This is a genomic window from Pseudomonas pohangensis (assembly GCF_900105995.1).
Classification (GTDB): domain Bacteria; phylum Pseudomonadota; class Gammaproteobacteria; order Pseudomonadales; family Pseudomonadaceae; genus Aquipseudomonas; species Aquipseudomonas pohangensis.
Window position 1 is genome coordinate 3,203,341 of record NZ_LT629785.1, and the last position, 25,555, is coordinate 3,228,895.

Sequence of the window (25,555 nt, forward strand, 5' to 3'; positions counted from 1 at the left end):
GAGCTTGCTCGCGAACAATGTTTGCGCATCGCGAGCAAGCCCGCTCCTACAAGGACAGTCAGCAATCCAGCAGTTCGGCAGCAGTTTCCAGGACATTCTCGACGGTAAAGCCGAACTCCTCGAACAACGCCGGGGCCGGAGCCGACTCACCGAAGCTGGTCATGCCGATGATGCGCCCTTCCAGACCCACGTACTTGTACCAGAAGTCCGCATGGGCGGCCTCGATAGCGATACGCGCGCTGACCTGCAGCGGCAGTACTTCCTGCTTGTAACCGGCATCCTGCTGGTCGAACACGCTGGTCGACGGCATCGACACCACACGCACCTTGCGACCCTGCTCACTGAGCTTGTCACAGGCCTGCACGGCCAGACCGACTTCCGAACCGGTAGCGATCAGGATCAGTTCCGGTTCACCGGCGCAGTCCTTGAGTACGTAGGCACCACGGGCGACATCTGCCAGCTGCCGGGCATCGCGCTGCTGGTGCGGCAGGTTCTGCCGGGAGAAGATCAGCGCCGACGGGCCGTCCTTGCGCTCGATGGCGTATTTCCAGGCCACAGCGGATTCCACGGCATCGGCCGGACGCCAGGTGTCCAGATTCGGTGTGCTGCGCAAACTGGCCAGCTGTTCGACCGGCTGGTGGGTCGGACCGTCTTCGCCCAGACCGATGGAGTCATGGGTGAACACGTAGAGCACCCGCTGCTTCATCAGCGCCGCCATGCGCACCGCGTTGCGCGCGTACTCCATGAAGATCAGGAAGGTCGCGCCATAGGGCACGAAGCCACCGTGCAGCGCCACACCGTTCATGATCGCGCACATGCCGAACTCGCGCACGCCGTAGTACATGTAGTTGCCGCTGGCATCCTCAGCCGTCACACCCTTGCAACCCTTCCACAGGGTCAGGTTGGAACCGGCCAGATCGGCCGATCCGCCGAGGAACTCCGGCAACAACGGGCCGAGCGCGTTCAGGGCATTCTGACTGGCCTTGCGGCTGGCGATGGTTTCGCCTTTGCTGGCGACATCCTGCACATAAGCCGCGGACTTCTCGGCAAAATCGGCCGGCAACTCTCCAGCCATGCGCCGCTGCAGCTCGGCAGCCAGTTGCGGATGGGCCTTGGCATAGGCGGCAAAGCGCTGGTTCCACTCGGCTTCCGCCGCGGCACCGGCCGCTTTGGCGTCCCACTCGGCGTAGATCTCCGCCGGAATTTCGAAAGGTCCATGATTCCAGCCCAAGGCTGCACGGGTGGCGGCAATTTCATCGTTACCCAGCGGTGCACCGTGGCACTCTTCCTTGCCCTGCTTGCCCGGCGAGCCAAAGCCGATCACGGTTTTGCAGCAGATCAGCGTCGGTCGCGCGGTTTCAGCCTGAGCCGTTTGAATAGCAGTCTGGATTTCTGCAGCGTCATGCCCGTCGACATTGCGGATCACCTGCCAGCCATAGGCTTCGAAGCGCGCCGGGGTGTCATCGGTAAACCAGCCCTCGACTTCACCGTCGATGGAGATGCCGTTGTCGTCATAGAAGGCGGTCAGTTTGCCCAGGCCCAGGGTACCGGCCAGCGAGCAGACTTCATGGCTGATGCCTTCCATCATGCAGCCGTCACCGAGGAAGGTGTAAGTGCGATGGTCGACGATGTTGTGGCCATCGCGGTTGAACTGCGCGCCGAGGACCTTCTCGGCCAGAGCGAAGCCCACGGCATTGGCAATGCCCTGCCCCAGCGGACCGGTAGTGGTTTCAACGCCCGCGGTGTAACCGTATTCCGGGTGTCCGGGCGTCTTGCTGTGCAACTGACGGAAATTCTGCAGATCGTCGATCGACAGGTCATAGCCGGTCAGGTGCAGCAGGGAGTAGATGAGCATCGAACCGTGGCCGTTGGACAGCACGAAGCGGTCGCGGTCGGCCCATTGCGGGTTACCCGGATTGTGTTTGAGGTGGTCACGCCAGAGCACTTCGGCGATATCCGCCATGCCCATCGGGGCGCCGGGATGGCCGCTGTTGGCTTTCTGCACGGCATCCATACTGAGGGCACGAATGGCATTGGCGCGTTCACGACGGCTGGGCATCGACGATCTCCTGGGAGTCTGCTTGTGGGGCGAAAGGTGCGAAAAAGGCGGCCATTTTCGCCCAGCAGGCCACTGCGCGGCAATCACAGATGTGCGAACGGTCGGCTTTTCTGCCATTCCGCGCGTTCCCCCGCGGCGCACAATTGATTAATCTCGGAGCATCAGCCGCTGGCATGAGGGAGAGACAGGCATGGCCACAGAGCACACGGGCGCGCCTCATCCGGCAGCGCCAGCAGGTATGGAGAAGCTGCAGGTGCTTGCTGCCGACGGGGTCAGCAACCAACTGACGCTGTACCCAGCCGGCGAGGACCGGGCAGTCATCGTATTGATGCCCGCCATGGGTGTCCGCGCCGACTTCTATCGCCCGATCGCGCAAAGTCTGGCAGGTGCCGGCTGGCACACCGTCACGGCCGATTTGCGCGGTATCGGTGAAAGTGGGGCACGGGCACAGGCTGGCGCCCGTTTCGGCTATCGCGAAATGCTCGAACTCGACTGGCCCGCCAACCTCGACGCGGTCCGCAAGCGCTTTCCCCGACTACCGGTTTATCTGTTCGGACACAGCCTTGGCGGCCAGCTCAACGCTCTGTATGCCGGCCTGCACCCGGAGCGCCTCGACGGACTGATTTTTGTCTCCAGCGGCTCGGTGTATTTCCGCGGCTGGCACTTTCCGGCCTCGCTGAAAATTCTCGCGATGTCGCAGCTACTGCGCGGCATCAGCGAAATAGTCGGCTATCTGCCCGGCAAGAAAATCGGCTTTGGCGGCAGCGAAGCCCGCGGAGTGATGCGTGACTGGGCGTACCTGGCCCGGACCGGCCGCTTCAGGGTAGCCGGCAGCACAGTCGACTATGAGAGCGCCATGCAGTCCTTCAGCAAACCGCTGCTGGCGGTTTCCTTCAGTGACGATGACTTCGCCCCGCACGCCTCAACCCGCAACCTGCTGCAAAAACTGCCCGCCGCAGCGGCCACCCACCTCCAGCTTCAACCCGCTGATCTCGGTCTGCACGCGACAGGCCATTATGGCTGGGTAAAAAGTCATCAGGCGCTGGTCGAGCGCATCAGCGCCTGGCTGGCCACGCAGCCAACCCGCCAGTAAGCGGCAGCCCGGGCCAGAGCTCAGGTTAGCCTGTGCTGCTGGCGCCAGACACTCGGCCGACAACCGAAGCGCTGCTCAAACCAGTAGGAAAATACACTCAGCGACGAGAAACCCAGCAGCCCGGCAATCTCGCCAAGGGCGCGTTGCTGATTGTGCAGCAGGCGCAGCGCCTGCTCGCTGCGTACCTTGGCAAGCAGCGACGAGTAACTCTCCCCCTGCAACTGCAGTTGCCGGTGCAGGGTACGCCGGTCGCGGCCCAGCTGCTGCGCCAGACGTTCCACCGAGCAGCGCCCGCCGGACAACTGCAGGCCGATCAGCTGCTGTACCTGATCCACCAGAGCCACTCTGGATTGCTGTTTGAGACTGTCCAGATAGTGATGGACATAACGCGCGATAACCGGGTCGGCGCTTGGCATCGGCGTATCCAGATCGCTGCTGCGGCAGACAATACCGTCCAGTTCGCTGTTGAATTGCAGTGGTACGCCGAAGACCCGCCGATGGGTGCTTTCGTCCCTTGGTGCCGGGTGGCGGAAGTGGATCGCCAGCGGCAACCAGGTCTGACCCAGCAGGCTCTTGAGAAATCCATGGGTAACCGCCAGTGACAACTCGGTGACCTGCCGCGCAGACAGATTGCCGAAGCTGGCGTGGACCTCGCGGATCAGCGCCACACCGTTTGCCTCCTCCAGGCTCAGCGACAGCGCATCGGTATGCACGGACAGGTAGCTTTGCAATGCTTCCAGCGCCTTGCGCAGGGTCGGCTCCTCACGCAGCAACAAGGCTAACGGCCCGAGATTGGATGGCTGCCGGGTGCGCGCCATGCGCAGGCCGAAATCCTCCGCGCCAGTGGCCGTTGCAGCGCTTTCCAGCAGCCGCACCACCGCCATCGCCGGTATCTTCAGGTCAACCTGCTGCAAACTGGCCGGACTGATATCGACCTCACGCAACTGCTGTAACGGGTCGAGACCCAGCGAGCGAGCCACCTCGGCAAAGCCGGTCAGACTGGCGCTACGGATCAACATGACCATGGCGAACCCTCTTGACGCTGCGGCAAGCGGTCGCAGCAATGTCCCGAATTACCCAATAATAGTCCCGAAATGTCGAATACGGACACCGCCGCCTGCTTAACCTGCGGACTTCTACTTTCACATCAGGAAGCCTGCCATGCGCAACTTGTCCATGCAGAACATCACCCCAACCATTGGCAGCGTGGTCAACTTCGATCTGGCCAGCGCCAGCAGCGCGGACATGGCAGATATACGCCGCCTGCTTGGCGAACGCATGGTACTGGCCTTCCCCGATCAGCACCTGAGCCGCGAACAACACAAAGCGCTGGGCAAGCATTTCGGCACCGGCGTGCTGCACCGCCACGCCCTGGCGCTGCACTCGGGCAGCAATGACCCCGACGTCGTGGTGGTCAAAGCTGACGCCAACTCCAAATACGCGGTCGGCGAATCCTGGCACACCGATGTCAGCTGTGACCCCAACCCGATTGCCGTATCCATGCTGTACATGAAGCAGGTCCCGGAAAACGGTGGCGGCGACACCCTGTTCGCCAGCATGTATGACGCCCTCGAAGGCCTCTCCGCGCCGCTGCGCAAGATGCTTGAAGGGCTGACCGCGCGGCACAACGGCGCCCTGCCGTGGCGTGACGGCTACGGCATCGAACCACCGAAAGACCAGCCCTACAATGTCACTGTGCATCCGGTGATCTTGCGCCACCCGGAAACCGCACGCCCCCTGCTTTGGGTAAACGGCGGCTTCACCCAGCGCATCATGGAAGTATCCAAACACGAGAGCGACCACCTGCTGGACATGCTGCTCAATCACATCGAACGCGAGCCGAAATACCAGTGCCGGATCCGCTGGCAGAACAACATGCTGGTGATGTGGGATAACCTCGCTACCCAGCACATCGCCAGCTGGGATTACTTTCCACAAACCCGTATTGCCGAACGCGTCTCGGTGGTCGGTCCCGAACTGGCAGCATTCCAGAGCTGAGAGCCGGCCCTCCCAGCCACGGCACGGGCCGCTCCCTGCCCAACCATCTTGAGGAGTTGTTCTTGCCCGTGCCCATGCCCGATTGCGCCAGCAGCCCATGCGACGATGACCCGCCCGTATCGCGCCGATACGCCTGGCTGGTGTTCTTCCTGACCTTTGGCCTGATGCTCTCGGACTATATGTCGCGCCAGGTGATCAATGCCGTGTTTCCGGCGCTCAAGGCTGAATGGGCGCTGACAGACACCCAGCTGGGGCTGCTGGTCAGCGTGGTGGCGCTCACCGTTGGCGTGATGAGCTTTCCCGTTTCGCTGCTGGCGGATCGCTGGGGCCGGGTCAAAAGTGCCACTGCCATGGCCTTGCTCTGGGGTGTGGCTACCATCGCCTGCGGGTTATCCGGCAACTTTTTCATGCTGTTTATCGCCCGCGCACTGGTCGGCCTAGGTGAAGCCGGCTATGGCAGCGCCGGTGGCGCCATTCTGCTTGGGGTGTTCCCGCGCCGGCTGCATGCCACGGTGACCGGCGCCTTTCTGTCCGCGGCACTGTTCGGCTCGGTGCTGGGGGTAATGTTCGGCGGTTTGATCGCCGACAGTTATGGCTGGCGCATGGCCTTCATCCTGGTCGGCGCGTCCGGGTTGGTGCTGGCCATTGTCTATCCGCTGCTGGTGCGCGAACCCGCACCTGCGGGCAGGCAGGCGGCAGCAAGAATGCCGCTCAAGGCAGTGTTTCATGAATTACTGCGTGCCCGCAGCGCGCTCTGGACTTACCTTGCATCGGGTTTGCAAATGTTCGTCCAGGGCTCGATCATTGCCTGGATACCCAGCTACCTGAACCGCTATCACGCCATGGACTTGAGTCAGGCCGCCATGTTTGCCGGGGGACTGGTGCTGATGGCCGGGATCGGCATGACTCTGGGTGGCGCACTGGTTGACCGGCTGAGTACCCGCCACGCGCGAAACAGGCTACTGGTCCCCATGTGCTATGCGTTGGGCTCAAGCTTCCTGTTGCTGGCTGCCCTGCTGCTGGCAGACGGGCAGTTACAACTGCTGCTGATTGGCCTCGGCCTGCTGATTGGCGCCGGCTTTGCCGGACCCTCCGGAGCGGTGGTGTCGAGTGTCACCAATGCCTCGCTTCGCGCCAGCGTACTGGCCACCCTGACGCTGGGCAACAACATCCTCGGCCTGGCGCCAGGCCCCTTTATCACCGGGCTGCTGGCCGACAGTTTCAATTTGCATCTGGCAATGACTCTGGTGCCCCTGATCGGCCTAGGAGCAGCTGCTGCCTATTTTGCTGCCAGCCGCCATTACCTGCAGGATCTGCAACTTCAGCAAAATTCCCGTCCGGCGCATTAAACTGTACCTGGCGATCGCTAACCGGAATGCGCCGGATCGTTTTTGGACGGGGAGAATCATTGCATGCTGTCCTGGCTCAAACAGTACCATCGCGACCTGCTGGCCGGCGACGTAACGGCCGGCATCATTGTGGTACTGATGATGGTTCCGCAAGGTATGGCCTATGCGCTGGTTGCCGGCCTGCCGCCGGTAGCCGGACTGTACGCCAGCCTGCTACCGGCCTGCGCCTATGCGCTGTTCGGCAGCAGCATGGTGCAGTCAGTCGGGCCGATGGCCATCACCTCGTTGATGACTGCCTCTTCACTGGCCGGTCTGGCGCCTGCGGGCTCGGAACTGTACTCGGCAATGGCCGCGCAAATGACTCTGATTGCCGGCGTGGTGCTGTTTCTTTGCGGCTTGTTGCGCCTGGGCTTTCTGGCGCAATTCCTCAGCCGCCCGGTACTCAGCGGTTTTACCAGCGGCGCCGCGCTGGTGATTGCCGCCAGCCAGTTCTCCACCTTGCTGGGCGGCTCCCTGAAGCAGATCAACCTGCCCGGCGCAGCCATCGGCCTGAGCTCACTGCTGTTGCTGTGGCTGGCGCGCCAGTACCTGATGCGGCTGCTGAAAAGTCTGGGGCTTGCCGGCAAGGTCGCCGACATCCTGGCCAAGATGGCCCCGGTATTCGTGCTGGCACTGGCCATCCTCTGCGTGTTGTTGCTGAATCTCGAGCAGGCTGGCGTGCAGGTTGTCGGCAAGGTTCCGTCCGGCTTGCCGGCACTCGGTCTGCCGCTGGCATTTGGGCAAATGCGCGAATTGCTGATGCCTTCGCTGCTGATCGGCTTCATGATTTTCCTCTCCAGCCAGTCGGCGGCGGTCAGCCTGGCGCAGAAGCGCGGTGAGCGCATCAATGGCAATCACGAATTGCTGGGGCTTGGCGCAGCCAATCTGGCCAGTGCCGTTTCCGGCGGGTTCCCGGTAACCGGCAGCATTTCGCGTTCGGCGGTCAATTACACCGCCGGGGCCAACACGCCACTGGCCAGCGTTATCACCACTGTTCTGATGGCGGTATTGCTGAGCGTTCCAACGGGCTGGATGTCCCCCCTGCCGCTCTCGGCGCTGGCGGCGACCATCATGATTGCGGTGCTCGGCATGCTCGACTTTGAAACACCGCGCGAGGCCTGGCGCTATGATCGTGGCGATGCGCTGGCCTGGGGCGTTACCCTTGCCGGCGTGCTGCTGCTTGGCGTCGAGGAAGGCGTCATCGTCGGCTTGCTGCTGTCGCTGGGCACGCTGATTGCCAGAGCCAGCCGTCCGCATATAGCCGTGATCGGCCGTATACCCGGCACCGAACATTACCGTAACGTCTCCCGGTATGCCGTGGAAACCCGTCCCGAACTGCTGCTGTTGCGCGTAGATGCAGCCATATTTTTTGGCAACGCCGAACGCATCAGTGACAGCGTGCTGGAGCAGTTGCAAGACAGCCAGCGTGACGTGGTACTGGTGCTGTCTGCCGTCAATCAGATAGATACCACCGGTTTGTACACGCTGGTCGAGCTCAATCGCGCCCTCAACGCACGCGGCATTCGGCTGAATCTGGCTGAAGTCAAAGGACCGGTCATGGACCGCCTGCAACGCAGTGATCTGCTGCTAAGCCAGCTCAGCGGCAAGGTGTTTCTCAGTACTGCTGCGGCATTCTCCGCCCTGACTGAACCAGACAATCCGGCTGCGACTGTGCCGGCAAACCCGATTTAATCCCCGGCCTGCAACTTTTCCGCTTGCCGTGCCGCGCGCTGACCGCTGCGCAGGGCACCTTCGATGGTGCCCGGATACAGGGCGTCGGTATGTTCGCCGGCGAACAGCACGCGGCCCAGCGGCTGCTCCCACAATCGCCAATACTGGCTGATTTCCCCCGGCCCATAGGCCAGATAGGCACCGCCGGCCAGCGGGTCATTGCCATAGCGGCGCACTTCGAAACCCGTGTAGGCGGCGCGCGCACCGGGATAGTACTGGTCCAGACGGATCAGTACCTGATCGGCCATCTGCCGGTCATTGAAGGCCTTCATCATGCGCGCGTTGTCACCGGAGATATTTACCAGCAGATTGGCGCCGCCCTTGAATGCCGGCTCGATCCACAGTATGCCGAGCCCCTGGTTGCTGACTATCTCGCCACTCAGGCGCGTAGCCCCCCAGAAGGGCTTGCTGAACTTGAGCAGAATCTGCTCGCGCCAGCCGTAGTTGATGTCCTTCAAGGCCTTTTGCTGTAACGGCGACAGGGCCGGTGTCAGGCTGATCCTGGCCAGCGCCGGCAGCGGCAACGCCAGCACCACGTAGTCGGCCGTGTAACCGGCAGCGCCAACCTTGACCGTCACCCCGTCCTCATTCTGGGTAATCGCCTCCACTCGCGCACGGGTCTTGATGGTGCGCAACGGTTTGACCAAGGCCTGTGCCAGCACCTGGCTACCACCGGGCAGGCGTGCATTGTGTTGCATCAGCGTGGACTCGCCGCGATACACCCGGGTCTGCTGCACCAGATACAACAGTGACAGCCGCGACGGTTCGTCGTAACGGGAACGGATACGCTGCTCTACGAGCGCTCTTGCCACTGGTTGCAGGTTCAACTGATCCAGCCAGCGAGCCACGCTGAGTTGATCCAGCGCCTGCAGCTGCGAATCTGCCAGCGGCTGCAAGGGGTCATCCATGCGCGCCGCCAGTTCTTCTATATGTTCTTCATACTGCCTGAGCGCCGCGGCCACTGCAGGCTGCTGGCGCTGCAGGTCGGCCTCGGTGAACAAGCGGCCATCAATCAGGTAGGCTGGCTGAGCCACGGCGGCCGGCGCCGGTTGCACCTGCAGCTTGAACAGCTGCAGGTAGTGATACAGCTGCGGCTGCAGTTCCCTGCTGCCAAGCCATTCGGCAGAGGCCAGGCTGGCGCGGCCACCGACCTCTGGCCGAGCCTCCAGCAAGGTCACCTGCCAGCCTTGCTCCTGCAATTCATAGGCGGCTGTCAGCCCTGAAAGTCCGGCACCGACCACAATCGCCGAAGGTGGCTGGTCAGCGGCCAAGGCCGCGGCACTGCCCAGCAGCAACCACAGCAGGCCCAGGCGCAAAGTGCTGGCAATCATCTTCTGTCTCCGCTTCTGGCAACGGCGCGCAGAATACGCCAGCCACCCGGTCCGGGCCAGAACTACCGGCAGCCTGATCTGGTAGGCTTTGCAGATTAGCCGAGGAGAGTTGCCGATGAGCCTGAATGCCCAATGGATGCAGCGCGATCTGGACGTGCTGTGGCATCCCTGCACGCAGATGAAGGATCACGAGACCCTGCCGATCATTCCGATTCGCCGTGGCGAGGGCGTCTGGCTGGAGGATTTCGACGGCAAGCGCTATCTGGATGCGGTCAGCTCCTGGTGGGTGAATGTGTTTGGCCACGGCAATCAGCGCATCAGCCAACGAATCAAGGATCAGCTGGACAATCTGGAGCATGTGATGCTGGCCGGCTTCAGTCATCAGCCGGTAATCGAGCTGTCCGAGCGTCTGGTCGAGATTACCCCGGCCGGACTGAACCGGGTGTTCTATGCCGACAACGGCTCATCCGGCATCGAAGTCGCCTTGAAAATGAGCTTTCACTACTGGCTGAATCTCGGCCAGCCAGCGAAGAAGCGCTTCATCACCCTGAGCAACAGCTATCACGGCGAAACTGTGGCAGCCATGTCGGTCGGTGATGTGGCGCTGTTTACCGACACTTACAAAGCCCTCTTGCTGGACACCATCAAGGTACCCAGCCCGGATTGCTACCTGCGCCCGGACGGCATGGGCTGGGAGGAGCACTCGCGCAACATGTTCGCCGCCATGGAGCAGACGCTGGCCGAGCATCACCACGAGGTTGCCGCAGTGATTGTCGAGCCGCTGATCCAGGGCGCCGGCGGCATGCGCATGTACCACCCGGTCTATCTGACATTGCTGCGCGAAGCCTGCGATCGCTATGGCGTGCATCTGATCCACGACGAGATTGCCGTCGGTTTTGGCCGCACCGGCAGCATGTTCGCCTGCGAGCAGGCCGCTATTACCCCGGACTTCCTGGTGCTGTCCAAGGCCCTGACCGGCGGGTTTCTGCCAATGGCGGCGGTCCTCACCACCGATGCCGTGTATGGCGCCTTCTACGATGACTACGCTACTTTGCGGGCCTTTCTGCATTCGCACACCTACACCGGCAACCCGCTTGCCTGTGCCGCGGCCCTGGCCACCCTGGATATCTTCCGCGATGACCGGGTGATCGAAGCCAACAAGGCCTTGAGCAGCCGCATGGCCAGCGCCACGGCGCATCTGGCCGATCATCCGCATGTCGCCGAAGTGCGCCAGACCGGCATGGCCCTGGCCATCGAGATGGTACAGGACAAGCCCGGCAAGATAGCCTACCCATGGCAGGAACGCCGGGGCCTCGAGGTATATCGGCATGCCTTGTCGCGTGGCGCCCTGCTGCGGCCACTGGGCAGTGTGGTGTATTTTCTGCCGCCCTATGTGATAACCCCGGAGCAAATCGACTTCCTCGCCGAAGTAGCCAGCGAGGGCATCGATCTGGCAACCCGGCATTCCGTCAGCGTGGCAACACCCAACAGCCTTTATCCCGGCTTCCGCGACCCCGGCTAGTCTGGCAAGCGGATGTCATTTGCTGTCATTAGCCCTGGCCGGGCATCACCAGCCACCGCTTTTCTGCCCTACGCCAGGTGCGCCATAGCGGTTAAGCTTGGCGCTGTCCCGTCACTGTTTGTAGTCTGACCCATGCGCCTTTCCCGTTTTTATATAGATACGCCGCTATCGCTCGGCAACCATGCATTACCCGATGCCCAGGCTCACTACATCGGCCGCGTCTTGCGCCTGAACACTGGCGCGGCAGTGCAATTGTTCGATGGCAGCGGCATGGAGTATCTCGGTGCAATCAGCGAGGTCGGCAAGAAACAGGTGTGTGTCGAATTGCATGAGCAACTGCCCGGCATGGCCGAGTCCCCCCTGCGCATCCATCTCGGTCAGGGCCTGTCACGCGGTGAGCGGATGGATTGGGCCATCCAGAAAGCTACGGAGCTGGGGGTAAGTGAAATCACCCCGATAGTTTCGGAACGTTGCGAAGTACGCCTCAAGGACGAACGCACCGAAAAACGCCTGAGCCACTGGCGGCAAATCGCCATCAGCGCCTGCGAACAATCCGGCCGCTCAGTTTTACCGGTAATTCATGCACCGCTGGAACTGGAACACTGGCTGCAGCAGAGTTCGGCAGATCTCAAGCTGGTGCTGCACCCCCTTGCACAGGAGCTGAGCAAGCACAGCACGCCGAAATCCCTGGCCTTTCTGATCGGCCCTGAAGGGGGTATAAGCGATAATGAGGTCAGCCGCGCACAGGCTGCCGGCTTTCAAACGGCACGACTTGGCCCGCGCATATTGCGTACCGAAACTGCACCGGTAGCTGCGCTGGCACTGGCGCAATTCCTCTGGGGCGATTTCTAGTCGCGGGATTCCATCCGCAGCAAAGGTCAGATCAGTCCGGCATCCGCCAGCAACTGCTCCAGCCCGACCAGGTCGGGGATTTTCAACACATTGCCATCCAGCGACACGGCTTCGAGCTCCAGCGGAGCCAGCTCCACATCCGCCCTCGCCAGATTCGAATCAACCTTTACCGAGTGCGGGATGCTTTGCAGCAGCAAGGCGATGAATTTGATTTGCGGGCGCCCACCAAGAGCGTTGAGTACGGCAACCCGACAGCCCGGGCCAACGCTGGCAACCCCATTGGATGCGGCTTCAAACGACAGCAAGGGCAAACGCAACTCACGCCAGCTGAACTGTCCCAGCAACCAGGGCGGCATGCCCTCGGCAGTCTGTGGTGCCCGGTACGGCACCAGTTCCGCGAGTGCCACGTTGGGCAGCAGCAAAGTACGATCTGCCAGAGGCAATAACAGACCCGTGAGGCTTTCAACGCTGCTCTGGGCTGCGACGGCTTGGCTCATGCAAGACTCCTAAAACTGTGTATTGAACAGGTTCTAACCTGATTAAACCGCGACTGTCAGGCGCACTGCTCGGCCAGATGGTTCACCAGCGCGGTGGCCAGTTCGCGGGGGTCACCATTGAAACTGCTGTAACCACCATCGCGCATGCTGTCGGTCATACTCGGGCAGGTGCAGGTCTCGGCCCGTTGTGTCCAGATAAGACCGCCCTGACGAATCACGTAAGCTGCCGCAGCACTGCCATCGCTACCCATGCCGCTGAAAGCGATGACCCCGAAGCGATTGCCATACTGACGGCCCAGATTGAGCATCATCTGATCAATCGAAGGACTATAGGGTTCAGGCCAACTGCGATTGCTCATGTGCATTAGCCCATCTTCGGTAAATGCCAACTCGTTACTGACCGGCGCAACAATCACCTCGCCATAACGAACTGCTTCGGCATCCCGCGCCGCCGTTACATGCCATTGACTGTGGCGGCCTACCGCCTGCGGCAGCATGGCTTCAAAACTCGCATCTATGTGTTGAGCGTATACAAAGCCGATGGGCAAGCCCCCAGGCAGGGCATCCAGAAACGCCTTGACTGCGCTGGGTCCGCCCAGCGAGGCGGCCAGTAACCAGACCATATCAGCGGGACCCGATTTGAGCGGGGTATCCGCCAACACACCCGGTACCTCTACGCGGTTAGGTCGCTGCGCATCTTCCAGCAAGGCATTCAGACTGGGGCCGATTGCCTTGGTCGGGTCACCGACCAGACGTTTGAGCTTGCCAAACAGCCGCCGTTCCCAGCGCGGATAATTCTCCGAATGGCGCTCCGGCGCATGTCCTTCACCAAACAGTACCGGTGCGCTGGCGCGCTCGATCAACTCGTCAACCAGCGGTGAATCTTCCATTTGCGACAGGTCAACCAGCCACAGATCCGTTTCGCACTCCTGCAGCACTTCAGGTTCAAGGCGTGCCGGATCACTATTGAGCACCACCTGATAACCGTTACTCTGCAGGGCCTGCTGCAGGACATGACGTTGCAGGGAGGTGTCGGCGATTACCGCAATACGGCCTGCAGTCTTGTCAGTCATTTGCCTTGACCTTGACCAGCCGGTTGATGGTTTCCAGCAGCAGCGACTCCTGGTAAGGCTTGCCGAGGTACTCGTTGACCCCGATAGCCATGGCGCGCTGCCGGTGTTTTTCCCCGGTCCGCGAGGTGATCATGATGATCGGCAGATCCTTCATCCGCTCATCGTGACGAACCAGAGTGGCCACTTCAAAACCGTCCATTCGCGGCATTTCAACGTCAAGCAGAATGACGTCCGGATGATGTTCCTGCAGTTGTGTCAGGGCATCTACCCCATCCTTGGCCGTGATCGCATTCATCCCCGCACGCTCCAGCAAGCGAGTAGTCACTTTGCGCACGGTAACCGAGTCGTCCACCACCATAACCAGTGTCGGCCGGGTGTGATCGCTCTCTTCCTGCAACTGCTTCTGCAGTGCCGAACGACGCAACTGGAACTGGTCAAGGGCGTGCAGGGAACGGATGGTTGCCAGCAGGTCAAGAATGACCACTACGCGACCATCCCCCAGAATGGTTGCACCCGAAATGCCATGCACCGATGAAAATTGCCGACCCAGGCTCTTCACCACAATCTCGCGCGAACCCGCCAGGCTATCCACCTGCACCGCCATTGCATGCTCGGCCGAGCGCACCAGAATCACCGGCAATGGCAGGCTTTGCCCAACCAGTTTCGGATGCTGCTCGTTATTCAGCAGATCACCCAGATACTTCAGGTCATAGGTCTGGCCGGCATATTCGAAGCGCGCCGCTTCGGTCTGGCCGACTTCGCGCTGATACAGCGCCTCCAGCTCAAAAGGCGAGACGCGCACAATACCTTCGATGGTGTTAAGCGGAATGGCGTACAAATCCTCACCCGACAACACCATCAGGGCCCGGTTCACCGAAACGGTAAACGGTAGTCGTATCAGGAAGCGCGTGCCCTCGCCGACGGCAGATTCGATCCGCATCGAACCACCCAGCTGCTTGACCTCGGAGTGCACCACATCCATACCGACACCGCGGCCGGAAATCTGGGTAATTTTCTCGGCCGTTGAAAATCCGGCCTCAAGGATGAACTGCAGGATCTCCTGATCCGACAAGTCAGCATCGGCAGTCATCATGCCGCGTTCGATTGCCTTGCGGCGCACGGCAGCAAGCTGGATCCCGCCGCCATCATCGGCCAGCGTCAGCAGGATATCGCCACCCTCACGACCCAGTCCGAGGGTGATGGTGCCGACTTCGGGCTTGCCGGCTGCCTGGCGCGTTGCTGCAGACTCGATACCGTGGTCAACCGCATTGCGCAACATATGCTCAAGCGGAGCCACAATGCGCTCGAGCACAGTACGGTCCATCTCGCCTTCAGCATTGGCTACATTGAATTCAACCTGCTTGCCCAGCTCGCCGGAAATCTGCCGGACAATCCGCCGCAAACGCGGTACCAGCCGGTCAAAAGGCACCATGCGCGTGCGCATCAGGCCTTCCTGCAGTTCGGTATTGACCCGCGCCTGCTGCAGCAACAGGGTTTCAGCGTCGCGGTTCTTGACTGCCAGGGTTTCCTTCAGGTCCAGCAAGTCGGATGCCGACTCGAACAGTGCCCGGGACAATTGCTGAAGCTGTGAATGGCGATCCATTTCCAGCAAATCAAACTCTTCATAGCCCGAACGTTCAGCCTCCGACTGATAGCGGCTGAGAATCTGCGCCTGGGTTTCGGTATCCAGACGACGCAGCTGGTCACGCACCCGCTCAATCGTGGCCTCCATTTCCCCGAGGGTATAACCAACATCGCTGACCTGCTGTTCAACACGACCACGGAAAATCGAGGTTTCACCAGCCAGGTTGACCAACCCTTCAAGCAACTCGGCTGGCACCTTGACCAGTTCCTGGGGCGCTCGCCGGGCTTCAGCCTCCTGCGCTGCCTCCGCCGCGCGCCGGACAAAAGGCAAGACTTCCGCTTGCCTGGCCGTTGCGGCTGGCTGGGTGCTGACCGCCACGATCGGCAGGTCGAGCTTGCGCAGCGGGAGTACTTCCGATTGTGCGGACTTGACCGGTCTTGCCTGTGCATCGGCCTCGTCACTGCGACTGATGCGTTGCCGCAACTGCTCCAGTTCCGCCTTCAAGCCGTCAAACGCCGATTGCACATCGGCAAACATCGACTCCGGCCAGGGCTGGCCCTGCAGCTGAATATCGCCGAGGTATTGCTCTAAATCATTCGCAAGATCACCCAGTCGTGACTGGCCGGCCAGGCGTGCTCCACCTTTTAGGTTATGCAGGGTTCGCTGTATCTTGCCGAGCGGCTCAAGGTCATCACGAGCCGCTTCCCAGCTGCCCAAAGCCGCTTCTACTGTTTCCAGCAGATCATCAGCCTCCTCAAGAAAAATATCGAGGATGTCGGACTCCGGGCCGTCTACATTTTCCTGCTCGACCGGTTGCAGATGCACACTGGTGGGCATCTGCAACTGCGATCCGGGATCTGCAAGCAAGCCCCGGATTGCCTGAATCAGCAGCGCGCCGGATGGCATAGGTGCCTGATCGCGCACGGCTTCAAGCATATCTGCCAGACAGTCATGACAGCTTTGAAGAAGCACGAACAGGTCAGACGCGGCTTTCAGCTTGCCGTTGCCAAGCCCTTCGTAAAGAAATTCCAGTTCATGCGCAAGGTCGCCGATCTCCCTGATTTCGGCCATCCGTGCACCACCCTTGAGGGTATGCAGGTCACGCTGCAGCGACTCCAGCTCAAGGCTGTTATCCACATTCTGCATCCAGTTCTGCAGCGAGGCAGAGGAGCTCTCGATAATGTCAAAGCCTTCCTCGAGGAAGATCTCGACCAGCTCGGGGTCTGCTGCTTCAGTGGGAATATTGTCGGGAAGCGCCTCTGTGACCAACCCTGAATCTGCTGCCGCGTCAAAGCTGAGCGGCTCTTCACTGGCCTGGATAGCCGGAATTTCCAGTGGTTGCGCACCCAGCTGCGGCAGCGCTTCCTCCATCGACCACTCCGCATCGGTCAATGCGGGCATTTCTGTCACTTCTTCTTCAGCAAAATCCTCTGGCGCCTCGCCTGCATGTTCAGAAGCAGGGCTTTCGGGCATCTCCAGGTCTGGTAATTGCAGTTCCGCGATGGACAAATCACCCAGGTCATACTCATGGGACTCGTCTGTGCCGGGCACAGGTTCGGTAGCTGCAGGAGTTAACGGTTCAGGAAGTATTTGTTCGCCAGCTTCATCCTGGGCGAAAGCATGAGAAATACCGCGGCCGAAGCTGGCCAATGAACTGATCAGTTCCGACGGGCTCACCAACGGTTGCCGCAACTGCATCTGCTCAACCATGACAGCTAGGCGGTCATGGCCCTGATGCAACAATCCGGACAATTCGGCTGTCGCCAGATAACGGCCATCGACCAGGCCTTCGTAAAGGGTTTCCATCTCATGGGCAAGATCGCCGATCGGGCGAATTCCCGCCATCAGGGCGCCACCCTTTAGAGTGTGCAAGTCGCGCAACAAGGCAGCCAGGGCTTGCGTGTTGTCGTTATCATCAATCCACTTTTCCAGGCAATGGCTTGACTCTTCAACGAGTTCAATGGCCTCTTCCAGAAAAATCTCGACCATCTCATCGTCGAGCTCTTGCAGATCGTCAACCTCGGCTACCTCAAGCTCCTGTATCTCTTCCGCTGGTGAAACCGAGTCAGGCACGAACTCAACCGGCTCGTCTGCTGGTTGCTCCTCTACAACATCGACCAGTCCCGGCAGCTCACTATTTTCTGGCTCGACCGGGTTTGGCGCTTGTGCAGAAACTGCCTGATTCATCAATTCGTTCAGGGCTGCAATCTGTGCAGTCTGCGGTTTTACTTCGAGCCCGGCAGCAAGCTGATCCATCATGCTGATCAGCGACTCGTGGGCTGCTTCAATCTCTGCAAAGAAAGTCGCGTTTGCCTGCAATTGGCCAGCCTGTACTGCGGCATAACATTGCAGCAGACACTGACAGAGCGCATCGATCTGCGGCAGCTCCGCCATCTGCGCGCCACGGCCGAGTGTTGCCAGCTCTTCCAGCAACCCATCGAGCTCACGCCGCTCTGATGGGTTGGCATGCCAGTGCTTAAGCAGGGCCTCGGCATCGAGCAATATATCCATGCCCTGGGCAAGAAAAATGCCGATCAGTTGCGGGTCACGCGCACTACCTTCTTCCTGGAACTGGCTGGCCTGAACTGTCAGGCGCTCTTCGTACAGAGCCCCAAGCCGCTCGAGGAAGTCTGCCGCTCCCGCAACGGACTGCAGCGGGGTAGTCTCCAACTGATCCAGACCTTTCCTGAACAGTTGGGTTGCTTCACGCAACAGCTCTACTTCTGCCAGATCAATATCGATCAAGTGGGCTTTATAATCTTTGGCCAGCTTTTCCAGCGGAGCGGCAATCTCTGCGATAGGCAGGATTCCAGCCATATAGGCGCTGCCCTTCAGCGTATGCAGGGCACGTTGCAGATTGTCAGTTACCGGCAGGGGCAACTCTCTGGCACAGTCAGCCAGAAATGCCTGCAGTGTTTCCAGGTGGGACTGCGCCTCAGTAAGAAAAATCTCCAGCAACTGCGCATCAATCAGTTCGACTGCAACTGTTTCGCTGGTGTCTTGCGCCTGAGGTGCGGCTGCACCTGCTGTCTCGTTCTCGACTTCAGGTTCGCTTTCCGGCATGGCCAGTTTCTGACCAAGTGCCAAGGCATGCGCCCGGGCTGCCAACAGATCGACATCATCCCGCTGGCGCTGCGCCTTGGCAGCATACTCGCTGACCAGTTCAGGCAGCAGGGCGAACACATCTGCAATCGACTGCTGAACATCTGTATCGGGAACAATGCTGCGATCCAGAACCCGATTCAGCATGTTTTCAATGGACCAGGACAGCTCGCCGATCACCAGGGCCCGAACCATGCGTCCGCTACCCTTGAGGGTGTGAAAGGCTCTGCGGATTTCAGCAAGGGCTTCCTTGCTCTCAGTATCCGCGAACCATTGCGGCAGATATTCGCCAAGGGTTTCCAGAACCTCACCAGCCTCTTCAACAAAAACCTCCAGCAGGTCCTCGTCAACCGGCTCCTCATCGGCCGGCGGCGGCAACAGGCTTTGCGGAACATTCTGCGCCGGTGGGTTGATAGCCTGTACCGGCTGTGCCATTACATCGGCTACTGACAGCGGCTTCTCGGCAGGAGCTGTTTCTGCCAATTCAACCGGTTCTGGCAACTCGACCTCGGGCAGATCCAGCTCAGCCAGATCTTCAGCATCCCATTCCGCCAAGGGCTGATTATCGTCATCAACCAATAGCTCGTCGGAAAAATCATGCTCGACAACAGCGCCTTCGCCTGAGGGTGCTGAATCCTCACGGATGTCCTGCAGCTCGATCTCGTCCAGCAGATCGTCATCGTCACCCAAGTCTGCTGTTTCAACTGAAGGATTCTCGCTGAAATAGTCCACCTGCAACTCAGGTTCGACAGGGAGCGTATCTTCCTGAATCTCCGACCAGACGACATCAACAGCATGCAGATCTTCAGCAAAATCCTCCACAGCCATTTCTGCAATGGCCTGGTCTTCCTCGTCGACAACACTCTCCGGCAATTCTGCCGCCAGCACATCGATCTCTTGCAACGGGTCACTACTGGGCACAGGAAGCGCTTCTTGCGTATCGGGCCAGTCAAGAATTGACGGCTTTTCCTGCAGCGGATAACCCAGACTGTCGAGGCTGTCTTCAGCCACATTGAGAATCTGCTCGCCTTGCTCTATGCGATCCTCAGCAACCCGCTCCAGGTAGTACTCAATCCCGGTAATGGCATCGGCAAGGGTGTCCAGGCTTTGCCAGTTCGGCACCATCTTGCGAACCAGCAATTGCTCCTCAATGTAACGTGTCGCAGCGCCAAGCAATGCAGCCGCCCTGGGCAGGGGGATCATGGCCAAGCCGCCACGAACCTGTGACAGCAACGCCGGAACACGCTCCAGATGCTCGTGATTCCATTGCGAGGCAATGAATTCGACAATGGCGTCCTTGGCCTGCTCAAGGCCATTGCGCGCCTCTTTGATCACCACCTGGTGAATTTGCGCAACATCCGTAGTCGGAACCAGACTGTCTTCGTCTTTGCCTGACTCGGCCGGGCCAGCCATGCCCGCCAGCGTCGCCTCCACATAGAGCAATGCCCCGGCGATATCCATTAACAAGGCATCGCTTGACTGTTGCTCGCCGCGCGACATCTTATGCAGCAGCTCCCACTGGTCAAGGATAACTTTGCGCGGTTGTGCAAACCCCAGAACAGCCAGGGTATCGCCGATTTGCTTGAGCGGTGCCAGCATTGGCTCGAGGTCGGAGAAAGTCTGGCGATCACTGCGCACAAACAAATCCAGACTGTCTTTTACCCGCACCAACTCCTCACAAAGTGCCGTCACTACCGAGCGCATCGCATCGCGATCAGGACCAGCAAGTCGCGCCTGCTCGTCCTCAACCTGACCACTATCGGGTAAGGCCAGATCGAGCTTGAACCGGGCTTTGAGTGCATTGATTCTTGGTGAAAGCGTTTCAGCCTTGGCCACGTAAAACAGCAGGTTCTTGATCAGCTCCGACGGCGCTTCCTGATTGACGCCAACACTGCCCTGCTCAATAAATCGCTTTAATTCCTTGTCTACCTGACGCAATAGCCCCCTGACCGATGCGCCATTACTCACGCAGCCTTCGGCCAGACCTTCTATCAAGCCGGAACTGATCTGCCAAAGCTGACCGAGCGGAGCATCCTTGCAAAGACTTTCGAGACGCGCGAATACCCGCGCCATATAACCGAGATTGGTGGCCAGATCCTGATTACGAATAATCCCCACCAAGGCCTGCTGCTGCATTTGCCGCAGCTTGCGCAACAAAACCGGAAGATCACCACTATGCAAACTGGCGAGCGCATCAGGAGACAACATGGCTGGGCGTGATGACAAGTCCGGGGAAAACAGACTTGTCTCGGAAAGCAGCGCCTCTCCCCGCGCCGAGCGCAAATCATTCAACAGGGGCAGAATAGCCATCGGCAAATCACGCCGGGCTTCCTGCACCCGCTCCAGATAAGCCGGCATCTGCAGAATTGCCTGCATGAGCACCTCAAGTGCCTCATTGCGGTTGGCAATGCGCCCTTCGATCATCGCCTGAGCGAGGTGTTCCATTTCCTCTGCGAGCAGGGCAGCACCAAAAAACTCTACCATTTGCAGGGTGCCATGCACCTGATGCAGGTAGGTCAGACAGAACCGCATGCGCGTCAAGTCCTGCGGATTTTCGACATACGCTTCCAGCGCCTGACGTGCCTGCTTCAGCGTTTCGGCAATCTCGCCCTTGACCCATTCCAGGGCGACATAGTCGTGCCAATCACCCATAACGACTCCGCTCATACATTCTTCCGGATAAACGCCAAAACCTGATCGTCAGCCACCGGCAGCATATCCGGATGTTGCCAATCGACCACTTCACCCACACCAATCACCAGCAATCCGCCTGGTGCCAGGCGCTCAACCAGGCGATTAAGAATTTCACGACGCCGCCAGCGCCGGAAATAAATCAACAGGTTCTGACAAAAAATTACATCCACACCGGAAAATGGCGCTTTGGCCAGCTCCAGCACATTGAGTCTGGCAAAACACACTCGCGAGGCCAAAGCCGCCCGAACCTTGTAGCGCCCTTCACCCAGCGGATCAAAGTAGCGCTCAAGAAGATCAACTTCGATCTGCTCCAGCCTGCGTGCACCGTACTCAGCATTCCGCGCCTTGCTCAGGGCTTTCATGCTGATGTCCGTGCCGGTAACCCCGAACAGCTCGGGTTGCTCGCAGTTGCGCAATGCCTCTGCCGCAACTATCGCCAGGGAGTAAGACTCCTCGCCGGTAGAGCAACCAACGCTCCACAGCGCCAGCGGATGCCTGAGGCCTGTCTCGGAAATCCGTCTGCGCAAATAACCATCAAGAATTTCGAAAGAGGGCCGGTGGCGAAAGAACCGCGTCTCCTGAACCGTCAGGTGATCCAATAAGTTCGACCACTCGATTGCACCTCGCAAACCATCAGTTACCTGCTGGTAATAGCTGCTGTAATCGGCGATGTTCAACTCACGCATCCGCGTACTCAGGCTGGCCTGCAAGAGCGCGCGGCGCTGATCGCTCAGCACCAGGCCGGTTCGATTTTCCAGAAGAACCTGCCAGTCACGAAATTCCTGCACGGACATCTCGGCCAATGGCCTCAATGCCCAGGCGCCGTCTGACTGCATGCCATGTCCCTCGCCACCGCTCATGGTCTGGCTTCTCCAACAGGCATCCAAAGCGGACCTCTGTTAAGTAGTTTCTCGAGCCTAACCAGCTGATTCCGGCAAGGTAAAACCGGATACAGAACCACGCATCTCGCTGGCCATTTTCGCCAGATTTCCGATGCTCTTGGCTGTCACTGTGGTACCGGCGGACGTCTGCGAAGTAATTTCCTGAATCACGTTCATCGTGTTGGAAATATGGCCCGCCGAAGATGCCTGTTGCCGCGCAGCGTTGGAGATGTTCTGGATCAATGCCGCCAGGGTCTTGGATACCTTCTCGATCTCTTCCAGCGCCACACCGGCATCCTGTGCCAGGCGGGCTCCGCGCACCACCTCGGAAGTCGTTTGCTCCATCGAGATAACTGCTTCGTTGGTATCGGTCTGAATGGTTTTAACCAGCGCCTCGATCTGCTTGGTTGCCGCCGACGAACGTTCCGCAAGACGCTGTACTTCGTCCGCTACCACGGCGAAGCCTCGACCTGCATCACCGGCCATGGATGCCTGGATCGCCGCGTTCAGTGCAAGGATGTTGGTCTGGTCAGCAATGTCGTTAATCAGACTAACGATGTCACCGATCTCCTGGGACGACTCACCGAGTCGCTTGATCCGCTTCGAAGTATCCTGGATCTGTTCGCGGATGTTATCCATGCCGGTGATGGTGTTATGCACCACCTCGTTACCCTTGTTGGCAATGGCTACCGAGCGCTCCGCTACCGCGGTGGACTCCGAGGCGTTTGCCGATACCTGGTCAATCGAAACCGCCATTTCATTGATAGCCGCAGAAGCTCCGGCAATTTCCTGCGCCTGGTGCTCGGATGCCTCAGCCAGATGCATCGCCGTAGACTGGGTTTCCTGCGCCGCCGCCGATACTTGCACGGCCGTCAGGTTGATGGTTTCAACCAGATCACGCAGCTGGTCAATGGAGTAGTTGATCGAGTCCGCAATAGCACCCGTGAAGTCCTCGGTTACTGTCGCGTTAACTGTCAGGTCACCATCTGCCAGGTCAGCAATTTCATCCAGCAGACGCAAGATTGCAGCCTGGTTCCGGTCATTCTTCTCTGCCGTATCCGCCAGACGCAGATTGGTGGATCGAATCATTACAAAGCCGATGAGAATGATCGAACCCAGGGCGAGAGCGGCCAGCACATAACCAAGCAGGGTGTTCAGGTAGCGGCTGTCGGCAAGGTTTTCAAACTGCGTACCAAGGGCCGAGGTCTTGTCCAGCATGCTCTGGGACACGGTGAAAATTGTGCCCGCAGATTCCCGAACCTGAAACAACTCCGGGGAAGCTTCAAGAATCTGGTCAACCGAACCCGAAACGAACTGGAACAGTTCGGCAATTTCCGCCAGCCGGTCTTGCGCTTCAGTATCCTCTACCCGCGGAATATCCATGGCAGGGTTGCCGTACTGCATGGCATCGAGGATACGACCAAACAAGCTCGCATCCCGACCAAACATGTCAGAAGCCTGAACGGAGTTGTCATCACCTGCCAGCACCTGGTTAACCGAACCAAGAATACGCTCCGCCAGCAGTGCCTGACGCTGAGCTACTGACACCTGGTTGGCCGGGGCATCGCCATCCAGAAGAATCGCGTTGACTTCTTCATAGTCGATCTGCAATTGCGGAATAGTTTCTTCAAGCGAAGTTGCCAGTTCATGCAACGAAGTTACCGCCTGTTCGGCAGCCAGAATCGCATCCGCGTTCTTCAGCATCACGTCCCAGTCTGCCTGTACCGCAGCAATCTGCTCTTTCACTGCCTCGGGAGCTGGCGGCAAGCCTGTGGCGGGGTTGCCATCAACCAAGACTTTCCAGTCCCCTGCAAAGTAATCACGCGCTTCCTTGAGGACCTTGAAGGCATCCGCCTTACCGGCAGCCGATTCCGTTGCGGCCTTGGATATCTGCTGGGAGGTTACCCGGAGGTCGCCAGCAATCGACAGGTAAACCTTGTCGTAATCCGCCTGCTTGCCGAGATAAAAGAAGTTGGCAAACAGCAAAACGATCGACACGATCAAGATCACGAACAGTCCAGTGATCAACGTGTTGCTGCGCAAACCCGCTATAAGATTGCCTGCATCAAGTTTTTTCATTATCTGGCCCCCACCCGGACCTCACGCTTTACGTTTTTCATGCAATGCCAAAGGGCCGACAAGGTCGACCCAACCGAGAAACCCTAAACTGTCACTTCGATGAAGTCTTGATGCTGCACCAGCGCATGCGGGCTGAACACTAGCCAGGGCTGCTCACGCTGGAAAACACCATGAATAAAAGGTTGGATCTTGGCCTCCAGGGGAGGCAACTGCTCCGAAAAGGTTTCAACCGGGAAGTGTTGCATCCCGAAAACCTCATCCACAGTCAGCCCGGCAAAAATCTCTTGATGGTCCACCAGCAATAGCCGGCGCTGCTTGCGTATAGCAGTAAGGTCTTGACCGAAAAAGCCGCATAGATCCATAACCGGCAACAGACGTCCACGAACGTTCGCAACCCCCTTGACCCAGGACTTTACGCCCGGAAGCAAAGTGAATCGTGGTTCGTGAAGAACTTCGCTGACTTCACCCATGGGGGCTACGAAGTGGCGATCGCCCATGCGAAAGCCGATGCCACTCCAGGTTTGCAGCACTTCCTGCTGCGATGGCAGGCCAGCGGCATAAACTCGACAGCGCTGATCAATTCCGGCCAGAAGCTGGAAAGGTGTCTGCAGGTCCGACATGCGGCCTTTGCCTCTTTATTGTAGTTTTAGTCGCAAAGCTGACGGGTTTGTTAACCAGCCAGTACAGCCTTGAGGGTCTTCATCAGAGTAGCTTCATCAATTGGCTTGGTCAGGTAGTCCCGCGCACCCTGCCGCTTACCCCAGACCCGATCAGTTTCCTGATCCTTGGTGGTAACAATGACAACCGGAATGTGGCTGGTTTCCGCATCCTTGCTCAACTGGCGCGTAGCCTGAAAGCCGTTGAGACCCGGCATGACGATATCCATCAACACAACATCGGGCTTTTCCTGACGTGCAAGTGCCACGCCGTCAGCCCCGTTTTCAGCCTTGAGCACCTGATGGCCATTCTTCTCCAGCATGGCAGTCAGTTTGTACATCTCGGTAGGCGAGTCATCAACAATTAGAATACGAGCCATGGAACTCCCCATAAATTGGCTTTTCTGGCATCAAGCCAGGGTTCAGGATGCCTGCTCTGCCGGTACGAAATCGGGAACATGCGCCTTGATTGCGCCGAGCAATTCTTCCTTGCTAAACGGCTTGGTCAGATATTGATCAGAGCCGACGATGCGGCCCTTTGCTTTGTCGAACAGACCATCCTTGGAGGACAACATGATTACCGGGGTCGACTTGAAAGCACTGTTGTTTTTGATCAACGCACAGGTTTGATAGCCATCAAGACGCGGCATCATGATATCGACAAAGATAATTCGTGGTCGGGAGTCGGCAATCTTTGCCAAAGCATCGAAGCCGTCCACCGCCGTAATCACATCACAGCCCACTTTTTTCAACAGGGTTTCCGCGGTGCGACGAATCGTTTTCGAATCGTCGATCACCATGACCTTCAACCCTTCGGAATGCTGTTCCATGTTTGCCCTTCCATCGACCCGGTGATTCATTATTTTATTTTTGCATCAGTGCGCCGAGACTCGCTACCGACTGGGCAAACCCATCGAGCGATCTTTTTAACACAGTCTCCAACGGCAATCTACCAGACTGAAACAGTACCCGCCTTGACCAAAAACCCTCGGCACGCCAACCTCAGCAACCTTT

General features: G+C 59.2%; 17 protein-coding genes. 6 read left to right on the top strand and 11 right to left on the bottom strand.

The window, feature by feature from the left end; genetic code table 11:
- Positions 1 to 58: 58 nt before the first annotated feature.
- On the bottom strand, positions 59 to 2,059 hold the full coding sequence (tkt, locus tag BLT89_RS14930; protein WP_090197116.1) for a transketolase: 2,001 nt from the start codon (positions 2,057 to 2,059) through the stop codon (positions 59 to 61).
- Between the two features lie 190 nt (positions 2,060 to 2,249).
- Here tkt and BLT89_RS14935 point away from each other — a divergent pair, with 190 nt between their 5' ends.
- A complete protein-coding gene (locus tag BLT89_RS14935; protein WP_090197118.1) occupies positions 2,250 to 3,152 on the top strand; it encodes an alpha/beta hydrolase family protein in 903 nt (300 codons plus the stop codon).
- Positions 3,153 to 3,172: 20 nt separating this feature from the next.
- Here the strand turns inward: BLT89_RS14935 and BLT89_RS14940 are convergent, their stop codons facing one another.
- Positions 3,173 to 4,177, bottom strand: coding sequence for an AraC family transcriptional regulator (locus BLT89_RS14940; protein WP_090197120.1), 1,005 nt, complete (start codon positions 4,175 to 4,177; stop codon positions 3,173 to 3,175).
- 136 nt (positions 4,178 to 4,313) lie between these two features.
- Here BLT89_RS14940 and BLT89_RS14945 point away from each other — a divergent pair, with 136 nt between their 5' ends.
- From BLT89_RS14945 to BLT89_RS14955, 3 genes are all read left to right on the top strand, one after another.
- The gene (locus tag BLT89_RS14945; RefSeq protein WP_090197124.1) at positions 4,314 to 5,150 is read left to right on the top strand and encodes a TauD/TfdA dioxygenase family protein; all 837 of its coding nucleotides are present in this window, start codon (positions 4,314 to 4,316) and stop codon (positions 5,148 to 5,150) included.
- Between the two features lie 74 nt (positions 5,151 to 5,224).
- Positions 5,225 to 6,499, top strand: a complete 1,275-nt coding sequence (locus BLT89_RS14950) for an MFS transporter (RefSeq protein WP_090197127.1) — start codon at positions 5,225 to 5,227, stop codon at positions 6,497 to 6,499.
- A gap of 63 nt (positions 6,500 to 6,562) precedes the next feature.
- Complete coding sequence (locus BLT89_RS14955) at positions 6,563 to 8,230, top strand: SulP family inorganic anion transporter (RefSeq protein WP_090197129.1); 1,668 nt, start codon at positions 6,563 to 6,565, stop codon at positions 8,228 to 8,230.
- Here the strand turns inward: BLT89_RS14955 and BLT89_RS14960 are convergent.
- Positions 8,227 to 9,600, bottom strand: a complete 1,374-nt coding sequence (locus BLT89_RS14960; protein ID WP_090197132.1) for a flavin monoamine oxidase family protein — start codon at positions 9,598 to 9,600, stop codon at positions 8,227 to 8,229. The two genes, BLT89_RS14955 and BLT89_RS14960, sit on opposite strands and share 4 nt — an antisense overlap.
- A gap of 115 nt (positions 9,601 to 9,715) precedes the next feature.
- Here BLT89_RS14960 and BLT89_RS14965 point away from each other — a divergent pair, with 115 nt between their 5' ends.
- Together BLT89_RS14965 and BLT89_RS14970 are read left to right on the top strand one after the other, a co-directional pair.
- On the top strand, positions 9,716 to 11,122 hold the full coding sequence (locus BLT89_RS14965) for an adenosylmethionine--8-amino-7-oxononanoate transaminase (protein ID WP_090197135.1): 1,407 nt from the start codon (positions 9,716 to 9,718) through the stop codon (positions 11,120 to 11,122).
- 132 nt (positions 11,123 to 11,254) lie between these two features.
- Positions 11,255 to 11,974 carry a 16S rRNA (uracil(1498)-N(3))-methyltransferase gene (locus BLT89_RS14970; protein WP_090197137.1) on the top strand — a complete coding sequence of 240 codons (720 nt, stop codon included), beginning with the start codon at positions 11,255 to 11,257 and terminating at the stop codon, positions 11,972 to 11,974.
- A 26-nt stretch (positions 11,975 to 12,000) separates the two neighbouring features.
- Here BLT89_RS14970 and BLT89_RS14975 read toward each other — a convergent pair whose 3' ends face one another.
- The 8 genes from BLT89_RS14975 to pilG form a co-directional block, all read right to left on the bottom strand.
- Complete coding sequence (locus BLT89_RS14975; RefSeq protein ID WP_090197140.1) at positions 12,001 to 12,471, bottom strand: chemotaxis protein CheW; 471 nt, start codon at positions 12,469 to 12,471, stop codon at positions 12,001 to 12,003.
- 56 nt (positions 12,472 to 12,527) lie between these two features.
- Positions 12,528 to 13,544, bottom strand: a complete 1,017-nt coding sequence (locus BLT89_RS14980) for a chemotaxis protein CheB (RefSeq protein ID WP_090197143.1) — start codon at positions 13,542 to 13,544, stop codon at positions 12,528 to 12,530.
- On the bottom strand, positions 13,537 to 20,883 hold the full coding sequence (locus tag BLT89_RS14985) for an Hpt domain-containing protein (RefSeq protein WP_090197146.1): 7,347 nt from the start codon (positions 20,881 to 20,883) through the stop codon (positions 13,537 to 13,539). The genes BLT89_RS14980 and BLT89_RS14985 overlap by 8 nt, the downstream gene beginning before the upstream one ends.
- A gap of 11 nt (positions 20,884 to 20,894) precedes the next feature.
- The gene (locus tag BLT89_RS14990) at positions 20,895 to 21,761 is read right to left on the bottom strand and encodes a protein-glutamate O-methyltransferase (RefSeq protein ID WP_090199081.1); all 867 of its coding nucleotides are present in this window, start codon (positions 21,759 to 21,761) and stop codon (positions 20,895 to 20,897) included.
- An 81-nt stretch (positions 21,762 to 21,842) separates the two neighbouring features.
- Positions 21,843 to 23,885, bottom strand: coding sequence for a methyl-accepting chemotaxis protein (locus BLT89_RS14995; RefSeq protein WP_090197148.1), 2,043 nt, complete (start codon positions 23,883 to 23,885; stop codon positions 21,843 to 21,845).
- 83 nt (positions 23,886 to 23,968) lie between these two features.
- Positions 23,969 to 24,505, bottom strand: a complete 537-nt coding sequence (locus BLT89_RS15000) for a chemotaxis protein CheW (RefSeq protein WP_090197151.1) — start codon at positions 24,503 to 24,505, stop codon at positions 23,969 to 23,971.
- 50 nt (positions 24,506 to 24,555) lie between these two features.
- Positions 24,556 to 24,921: a twitching motility response regulator PilH gene (gene pilH / locus BLT89_RS15005; protein WP_090197154.1), complete on the bottom strand. Its 366-nt coding sequence runs from the start codon at positions 24,919 to 24,921 to the stop codon at positions 24,556 to 24,558.
- 42 nt (positions 24,922 to 24,963) lie between these two features.
- Complete coding sequence (gene pilG, locus BLT89_RS15010) at positions 24,964 to 25,371, bottom strand: twitching motility response regulator PilG (RefSeq protein ID WP_090197156.1); 408 nt, start codon at positions 25,369 to 25,371, stop codon at positions 24,964 to 24,966.
- Positions 25,372 to 25,555: the final 184 nt, after the last annotated feature.

Coding starts and splice junctions, on each gene's coding strand:
- tkt (WP_090197116.1), bottom strand. CDS start 2,059: ATGCCCAGCCGTCGTGAACGCGCCAATGCCATTCGTGCCCTCAGTATG.
- BLT89_RS14935 (WP_090197118.1), top strand. CDS start 2,250: ATGGCCACAGAGCACACGGGCGCGCCTCATCCGGCAGCGCCAGCAGGT.
- BLT89_RS14940 (WP_090197120.1), bottom strand. CDS start 4,177: ATGGTCATGTTGATCCGTAGCGCCAGTCTGACCGGCTTTGCCGAGGTG.
- BLT89_RS14945 (WP_090197124.1), top strand. CDS start 4,314: ATGCGCAACTTGTCCATGCAGAACATCACCCCAACCATTGGCAGCGTG.
- BLT89_RS14950 (WP_090197127.1), top strand. CDS start 5,225: ATGCCCGATTGCGCCAGCAGCCCATGCGACGATGACCCGCCCGTATCG.
- BLT89_RS14955 (WP_090197129.1), top strand. CDS start 6,563: ATGCTGTCCTGGCTCAAACAGTACCATCGCGACCTGCTGGCCGGCGAC.
- BLT89_RS14960 (WP_090197132.1), bottom strand. CDS start 9,600: ATGATTGCCAGCACTTTGCGCCTGGGCCTGCTGTGGTTGCTGCTGGGC.
- BLT89_RS14965 (WP_090197135.1), top strand. CDS start 9,716: ATGAGCCTGAATGCCCAATGGATGCAGCGCGATCTGGACGTGCTGTGG.
- BLT89_RS14970 (WP_090197137.1), top strand. CDS start 11,255: ATGCGCCTTTCCCGTTTTTATATAGATACGCCGCTATCGCTCGGCAAC.
- BLT89_RS14975 (WP_090197140.1), bottom strand. CDS start 12,471: ATGAGCCAAGCCGTCGCAGCCCAGAGCAGCGTTGAAAGCCTCACGGGT.
- BLT89_RS14980 (WP_090197143.1), bottom strand. CDS start 13,544: ATGACTGACAAGACTGCAGGCCGTATTGCGGTAATCGCCGACACCTCC.
- BLT89_RS14985 (WP_090197146.1), bottom strand. CDS start 20,883: ATGGGTGATTGGCACGACTATGTCGCCCTGGAATGGGTCAAGGGCGAG.
- BLT89_RS14990 (WP_090199081.1), bottom strand. CDS start 21,761: ATGCAGTCAGACGGCGCCTGGGCATTGAGGCCATTGGCCGAGATGTCC.
- BLT89_RS14995 (WP_090197148.1), bottom strand. CDS start 23,885: ATGAAAAAACTTGATGCAGGCAATCTTATAGCGGGTTTGCGCAGCAAC.
- BLT89_RS15000 (WP_090197151.1), bottom strand. CDS start 24,505: ATGTCGGACCTGCAGACACCTTTCCAGCTTCTGGCCGGAATTGATCAG.
- pilH (WP_090197154.1), bottom strand. CDS start 24,921: ATGGCTCGTATTCTAATTGTTGATGACTCGCCTACCGAGATGTACAAA.
- pilG (WP_090197156.1), bottom strand. CDS start 25,371: ATGGAACAGCATTCCGAAGGGTTGAAGGTCATGGTGATCGACGATTCG.